Here is a 4,308-nt window from a genome sequence, read left to right as displayed (position 1 = left end):
TTCTTTTTTAAATCAAGTAGCTAATTTGTCTTTTAACGTTTTAGGCGCAGTATTATTTCTTGGCATATGTTCAACCGTATTTGGTTACACTATTTGGTATATAGTTCTTGAACATAAGACTGCATCTGAGGTTGGTGTATATCTATACGCTATACCTATTCTTTCGACATTATTCAGCTACTTTCTATTGGATGAAATGATTACATTTTTGTTTATTATCGGGAGTTTCTTTATCATATTTGGTTTGGTTTTAGTTAACTACAAAAAAGAAACTTGAATAAGTCTTTTTATATCCGTAGTTTATTAACAATTATTTGGTGATTTTATTGACTACACTAAAAATTGAGGATAAGATAAGGCTTCTTCTTGCTGAGAAACGTACTTCTCTATCTATGTTACGTACCGCTATAGCTATCTTCACTTTACCTTTATCTGTTTTCACTGTCTTAGTTGCCACCTCAAGTTATTATGATCCTGTTACAATTCTGTATTTTCTTATTCCGCTAGTTGGTTTTGTTTTATTTTTATCTTTTCTTGGCATATACATGGTTTTTAGGAGTTTCAAGAAAATTAGATTGATTGATCACAAGATTGAGGAGTGTAAAAAAGACAAGGAGTTTAGTGATTTAAAAGAGATATTATAGGTATCACTGTATTGGAGTTTATGTGTTTATGACTGAAATGCTGTATATGAAGGATATAGATGGTAACTACATCCGTGAGTTTGATGCCCTAGTTACAAAAAACAAAAATGATTATATTTGTTTGGACAAATCAGCGTTTTACCCTGAGGGTGGTGGCCAACCCAGCGACACTGGTTTTATTTCATGGGAAAATAACAAATCTATCGTGAAGATGGTTATCAAGAAAGGCGATGTGGTTAAACATATAATCGATGGTGTTAAACCCTCTGAGGGAACACGTGTTCATGCTGTAATTAATTGGGATAGAAGATACAATCATATGAGGATGCATACTGCGCAGCATATAATTTCAGGTATTGTTTTTGATGAATATAATGCTAGGACTGTTGGTAATCAAATATACGCTGATCATTCCAGGATAGATTTCCATCCAGTTAATTTCACCGACGATGACATAAAAAATATTGAGAACAAGTTTAATGATATTGTTAGTCGCAACATACCAGTTAAAATTTATGAGGGGACTCGTGAGAGTCTTGAAAAACGTGTTGACCAGCAGCGTTGCAACCTTGATTTGTTACCTAAATCAATCAACAGATTGAGGATCATAGAAATTGAAGGTTTTGATATCTGCCCCTGCGCAGGTACACATATAAAGAACACTAGTGAAATTAAAGCAATGAAAATAACTAAAAAGGAGAGCAAAGGCGAGAACAGGGTTAGAATAACATACACGTTACTATGATTCTTCGTAGTTTATCTCTAATTTTTTAATTTCTTTTACGCCCTTAAGTGTTTTTAGCATACCATATATGGTGTTTTTTATGAACTTTTTGGTAAACTCGTTTAATTGTATATTTTTATCGTTGACTTTAATCTCTAATTTCTCTTTAGAACCTTGTTTTTGTTGCTCTATCTGTTTTTTAATCAAACCAAACAATTTGTTGAAATCACCTTTATAATGATGTATAGTGTTTGGTCTTTCTGGTATATCTCCTATTCTTATTTTTTGTGTATTTCTATCATTTGCTCCTTCAACTAATATAATATCGTAAATTCCTAGAGTGCCAATGTTTTTTATTATTTCATCTAAATCCTGTTTTCTTTTTATTATTATATCTGTTTCATTTTGTGATTTTAGTACCGCTAGTCTAGCCCCAGCTTGTGTAAATATATAGGTATCTTTTCCTTTGATATCCATCGTAGTTTTTTTATCTGTCATTTTTATGACCGCTGTTTTGTATCCTTGTTTTTCTAGTTGTTTTATTATCCTTATGATTAAACTAGTTTTTCCTTTTTTTGAGTAACCGTAGAATCCAAAAACTGCAGGATTTTTCATTAACATCACCTTTTTTAGTTTTCAAGTAGTTATGTTTTGTGTTTTTTATTCTTTTTCTGAATGCTTTATATCAGTGTTCTTTATTACCTGTGAAATAATAAAAGGGTTAAATTTTAATGAATGAAAAAAACAAGATATTATCTACAGTCAGTGTTTATCATGTTTTGAACGATGGAATCATCTGCGTTGTTCCATTATTATTTCCAGTTTTCAAAGTTTTATTTGATCTAAGCTACACGCAAGTAGGTTTTATTACTGGTGCTGGTTTATCGGTTACTCTTTTTGGCCAGCTTGCTATCGGCAGGATCGCTGACTGCAGGAATTTCAGGATTTTTTTTGTCAGTTGGAGTATTGTTGATGTGCCTCAACATGATCTTATTGACTAGAGTGGAAGGTTTTTTGACTCTGCTGTTTTTTATGTTGTTTCTACGTTTCTCATCTAGTTTCTTTCACCCGATTGGCATAGGTTGGATTTCCAGGACTTTTAAAAAAGATCGTCTGGATTGGACTATGGGTATTCAAAGTGGCTTTGGTGATCTTGGCGCCTTTTTTGCAATTTTTACAACACTTTTTATTGCTGATTTAAGTGGTTGGAGAATGCCCTTGTATATTTGGTGTATCATCGGTGTTTTAATACTCATATTCGGGCTTTTTATAACCTCTGAGGTAGATAGCAGTTTTAATAAAAACAACGATAAAAAAACTAAACAGAATCTGAGCGAGGCGTTGGATGAAGCTTGGACGGTTTTTAAAAATGTTAAGATATTGTTACCAGCATATATCTTAAGTGGAGTAGCCTGGAGTATTTTTATTAATTATTTCCCCTTGTTTTTAAGTGAACAGACTAGTCTTTCACTTACTTATATCGGTCTTTTAACTACTTTGTGGATTGGCGTTGGAGTTGTAGTGTCGTTTTCTTATTCGAGAATCCAAGGTTTTTTTGGTAGACGTACAGTCATATTTTTTGCTTATTTCATTATGGGAGTTTCAGGTTTATTAATTGCTATGTCTATCAACATTTTTTTTATTATCTCCTCTGTTTTTTTATTAGGGGTTTCTACTTTTTTGACTTACCCTGCTCTGTTTTGTTTTACTTCAACTGTTACCGATGAGACTATGGAGAGTAAAACCTTTGGTTATATTTTTACTGTTCAGCTTGTTGGTGGTACTCTAGTAATGTTCATCAGCGGTATCTTGTCAGATATTTTTGGCATATGGGTACCTTTTGCTATATTAGGTGCTTTTGGAGTATTTGTAACTATTTTTCTATTGTTTTATCGCGGTAGATCGCTTGTTGGAGAAAACGAGAAAACAGATGGTGTGTTATCGGTTGTTGATGAATAAACCATATGTTGCTTTGTTTGTATCTATTTTTTCTGTTTCTTTTGCCGCTATTTTGATTGTTAGTCTAGAAAAAGGTTTTGGTACTCCTCCATTGTCTATTGCTTTTTTTAGGTTGTTGTTTACTTGGTTTTTGATTATGCCTTTTGTTTTGCTTCGTAAAAAGAGTAGGTGTGAAATTGTTGATTTGAGTAGAAGAGATGTTGTTTTTATGTGTGTCATTGGTCTTATTCTTTCTGCTCATTTTGCTTTTTGGGTTACATCTCTCACTAGTACTTCTGTTGCTAGCTCTGTTTTGTTGGTGACTGCTCATCCTATCATTGTTGCTCCTCTTGCGTTTTATCTCTTAAAAGAGAAACTATCTTCTGTTAACATTTTTGGCATTTCTATGTCTGTTAGCGGCGTTATTCTTCTTGTATACGGTAATTATGGTTTTTCGTCTGCTGATACATTTGAGGGAAATATACTTGCTATGCTCGGTGGCGTAGCAGCTGGTTTGTATATTCTTGGTGGCAGGTTGATGCGTAAGAAAATTAGTGTTGTCACCTATGCTTTTATTGTATATGGTGTTGGTACGATAGGTTTGTTTTTCTTTTGTTTGTTTTTTGAACAGCCTGTTTATGGTTTGTTGCTTGAAGAATACGGGATCATTTTGTTATTGGCTTTTGTAGCTGGTATCCTTGGTCATACGTTGTATAACTGGGCTCTTAAATTTATACCAGCATCTGTGGCTTCTGTTAGTCTACTTGGTGAGCCTATTGGTTCAAGTATTTTGGCTTTGTTGTTACCATGGATTGGTCAAGTTCCTTCTTGGTTTACTGTTATTGGTGGTGGTGTGATTCTTTTTGGTATATATCTTACAACAAAAAGTAAAAACGGGAAAACTGTTACTGGATCACATACTTAGAGGCTACATCCCGAAATGAGTCGAAGAATCATCTCTTGAACAATATTTTACTTTGAAATAGATCATAGAACATACAG

At 33.4% G+C, this 4,308-nt stretch carries 7 protein-coding genes; 6 read left to right on the top strand and 1 reads right to left on the bottom strand.

Annotation, left to right across the window (positions count from 1 at the left end; translation table 11 throughout):
- From QHH19_06830 to QHH19_06820, 3 genes are all read left to right on the top strand, one after another.
- Positions 1-277: EamA family transporter (locus tag QHH19_06830; GenBank protein MDH7518038.1), on the top strand; the 277-nt coding region annotated here is incomplete at its 5' end.
- Between the two features lie 40 nt (positions 278-317).
- Entirely contained in the window at positions 318-644 is a 327-nt protein-coding gene (locus QHH19_06825) for a hypothetical protein (protein ID MDH7518037.1), read from the top strand.
- Positions 645-672: 28 nt separating this feature from the next.
- On the top strand, positions 673-1,389 hold the full coding sequence (locus QHH19_06820) for an alanyl-tRNA editing protein (GenBank protein ID MDH7518036.1): 717 nt from the start codon (positions 673-675) through the stop codon (positions 1,387-1,389).
- Here QHH19_06820 and mobB read toward each other — a convergent pair.
- Positions 1,384-1,983: a molybdopterin-guanine dinucleotide biosynthesis protein B gene (gene mobB / locus QHH19_06815; GenBank protein MDH7518035.1), complete on the bottom strand. Its 600-nt coding sequence runs from the start codon at positions 1,981-1,983 to the stop codon at positions 1,384-1,386. The two genes, QHH19_06820 and mobB, sit on opposite strands and share 6 nt — an antisense overlap.
- A 116-nt stretch (positions 1,984-2,099) precedes the next feature.
- Between mobB and QHH19_06810 the strand changes: the two genes are divergently transcribed.
- The 3 genes from QHH19_06810 to QHH19_06800 are packed head-to-tail and all read left to right on the top strand — an operon-like array spanning position 2,100 to position 4,231.
- Positions 2,100-2,369, top strand: coding sequence for a hypothetical protein (locus QHH19_06810; GenBank protein ID MDH7518034.1), 270 nt, complete (start codon positions 2,100-2,102; stop codon positions 2,367-2,369).
- Entirely contained in the window at positions 2,266-3,327 is a 1,062-nt protein-coding gene (locus tag QHH19_06805; protein ID MDH7518033.1) for an MFS transporter, read from the top strand. Before QHH19_06810 ends, QHH19_06805 begins: the two co-directional genes overlap by 104 nt.
- Positions 3,299-4,231, top strand: a complete 933-nt coding sequence (locus tag QHH19_06800) for a DMT family transporter (protein MDH7518032.1) — start codon at positions 3,299-3,301, stop codon at positions 4,229-4,231. Before QHH19_06805 ends, QHH19_06800 begins: the two co-directional genes overlap by 29 nt.
- The last annotated feature ends 77 nt before the right edge of the window (positions 4,232-4,308 follow it).

Source organism: Candidatus Thermoplasmatota archaeon, assembly GCA_029907305.1.
Lineage (GTDB): Archaea > Thermoplasmatota > E2 > DHVEG-1 > DHVEG-1 > JARYMC01.
This window is presented reverse-complemented; position numbering and strand designations above follow the sequence as displayed.

What these genes read in the sequence shown, in the direction of transcription:
- QHH19_06820 (MDH7518036.1), top strand. Translation starts at nt 673, where the DNA reads ATGACTGAAATGCTGTATATGAAGGATATAGATGGTAACTACATCCGT.
- mobB (MDH7518035.1), bottom strand. Translation starts at nt 1,983, where the DNA reads ATGAAAAATCCTGCAGTTTTTGGATTCTACGGTTACTCAAAAAAAGGA.
- QHH19_06810 (MDH7518034.1), top strand. Translation starts at nt 2,100, where the DNA reads ATGAATGAAAAAAACAAGATATTATCTACAGTCAGTGTTTATCATGTT.
- QHH19_06800 (MDH7518032.1), top strand. Translation starts at nt 3,299, where the DNA reads ATGGTGTGTTATCGGTTGTTGATGAATAAACCATATGTTGCTTTGTTT.